This window comes from Pseudarthrobacter sp. PvP090, from assembly GCF_040547365.1.
Classification (GTDB): Bacteria; Actinomycetota; Actinomycetes; order Actinomycetales; family Micrococcaceae; genus Arthrobacter.
This window is the reverse complement of sequence record NZ_JBEPPO010000028.1, coordinates 1-1731: the sequence shown is the minus strand read 5'-3', so window position 1 is coordinate 1731 and position 1731 is coordinate 1. Positions and strand designations below refer to the sequence as shown.

Below are 1731 nucleotides of genomic sequence, written 5' to 3'. Positions count from 1 at the left end.
GGGTGAGTCATCCGTACTGGGTGCCGGGGAAAAACCGGCGGCCGCTATTTGTTGATATTCCACCCGTGAGCACCCGCCGCAGAACTAGCGTCTGCGCAACGGGCGTACTCCTGACAACCCCACCACACAGGCATGCGCCCGGCAGGGTGGTTGTAGGTGCTCCTTAGAAAGGAGGTGATCCAGCCGCACCTTCCGGTACGGCTACCTTGTTACGACTTAGTCCCAATCGCCAGTCCCACCTTCGACAGCTCCCTCCCACAAGGGGTTAGGCCACCGGCTTCGGGTGTTACCAACTTTCGTGACTTGACGGGCGGTGTGTACAAGGCCCGGGAACGTATTCACCGCAGCGTTGCTGATCTGCGATTACTAGCGACTCCGACTTCATGGGGTCGAGTTGCAGACCCCAATCCGAACTGAGACCGGCTTTTTGGGATTAGCTCCACCTCACAGTATCGCAACCCTTTGTACCGGCCATTGTAGCATGCGTGAAGCCCAAGACATAAGGGGCATGATGATTTGACGTCGTCCCCACCTTCCTCCGAGTTGACCCCGGCAGTCTCCTATGAGTCCCCGCCATAACGCGCTGGCAACATAGAACGAGGGTTGCGCTCGTTGCGGGACTTAACCCAACATCTCACGACACGAGCTGACGACAACCATGCACCACCTGTAAACCGACCGCAAGCGGGGGACCTGTTTCCAGGTCTTTCCGGTTCATGTCAAGCCTTGGTAAGGTTCTTCGCGTTGCATCGAATTAATCCGCATGCTCCGCCGCTTGTGCGGGCCCCCGTCAATTCCTTTGAGTTTTAGCCTTGCGGCCGTACTCCCCAGGCGGGGCACTTAATGCGTTAGCTACGGCGCGGAAAACGTGGAATGTCCCCCACACCTAGTGCCCAACGTTTACGGCATGGACTACCAGGGTATCTAATCCTGTTCGCTCCCCATGCTTTCGCTCCTCAGCGTCAGTTAATGCCCAGAGACCTGCCTTCGCCATCGGTGTTCCTCCTGATATCTGCGCATTTCACCGCTACACCAGGAATTCCAGTCTCCCCTACATCACTCTAGTCTGCCCGTACCCACCGCAGATCCGGAGTTGAGCCCCGGACTTTCACGGCAGACGCGACAAACCGCCTACGAGCTCTTTACGCCCAATAATTCCGGATAACGCTTGCGCCCTACGTATTACCGCGGCTGCTGGCACGTAGTTAGCCGGCGCTTCTTCTGCAGGTACCGTCACTTTCGCTTCTTCCCTACTGAAAGAGGTTTACAACCCGAAGGCCGTCATCCCTCACGCGGCGTCGCTGCATCAGGCTTTCGCCCATTGTGCAATATTCCCCACTGCTGCCTCCCGTAGGAGTCTGGGCCGTGTCTCAGTCCCAGTGTGGCCGGTCACCCTCTCAGGCCGGCTACCCGTCGTCGCCTTGGTGAGCCATTACCTCACCAACAAGCTGATAGGCCGCGAGTCCATCCAAAACCACAATAAAGCTTTCCACCCCCCACCATGCGATGAGGAGTCATATCCGGTATTAGACCCAGTTTCCCAGGCTTATCCCAGAGTTAAGGGCAGGTTACTCACGTGTTACTCACCCGTTCGCCACTAATCCCCCAGCAAGCTGGGATCATCGTTCGACTTGCATGTGTTAAGCACGCCGCCAGCGTTCATCCTGAGCCAGGATCAAACTCTCCGTTGAAGTAAAACAGACACAACCAACACCCCCGGGAAAACGGGAC

General features: G+C 57.1%; 1 rRNA gene. It reads right to left on the bottom strand.

Annotated elements, in window-relative coordinates:
* Nucleotides 1–167 precede the first annotated feature (167 nt).
* Nucleotides 168–1691: ribosomal RNA gene (locus ABIC21_RS19270) — 16S ribosomal RNA — on the bottom strand.
* Between the last annotated feature and the right edge of the window lie 40 nt (nt 1692–1731).